The following is a 429-nucleotide window of genomic DNA, read 5'->3' as shown; positions in this document are numbered from 1 at the left end:
CTCGGGAGGAGCCGGGCATGAGGGCCCCGGGCAGCGGCGGCGTCAGCCGGCGGCTTCCTCGGCCCGGATGGCGTCCCGGTAGGCCCGGGCCGCCGCGCGCAGCGCCGCCTCCGGGTCGACGCCCTCCGCCTCGGCCCGCCCCGCGAGGGCGAGCAGCTCGTAGCCGATGCCCTCCCCCCGGGGCAGTGTGACGTCCAGGCCCGCCGTGCGGACGCGGGAGGCGAGTTTGGCGGCGAGGGCCAGTCCCGGCTGGCCGAGGGGGACGCCCTCGGTGACCGAGGCGCGCCGCTTCTCGACCGCCTTGGTGCGCAGCCAGTGCTCCTTGACCTCCTCGGGGGTGGTCGCCGTCGCGTCGCCGAAGACGTGGGGGTGGCGGTGGACGAGCTTGGCGACGATGCCGCCGGCCACGTCGTCGACGGAGAAGGGCTC

1 pseudogene is annotated in these 429 nt (G+C 77.6%); it reads right to left on the bottom strand.

Features of this window, described 5'->3' with window-relative positions:
* Window positions 1-42 precede the first annotated feature (42 nt).
* Window positions 43-429 (bottom strand): annotated as a pseudogene (locus KDL01_RS42195) (nucleoside triphosphate pyrophosphohydrolase); the annotation flags it as partial.

Origin of the sequence: Actinospica durhamensis, assembly GCF_018139695.1 — a bacterium.
Lineage (GTDB): Bacteria > Actinomycetota > Actinomycetes > Streptomycetales > Catenulisporaceae > Actinospica > Actinospica durhamensis.
This window is presented reverse-complemented; position numbering and strand designations above follow the sequence as displayed.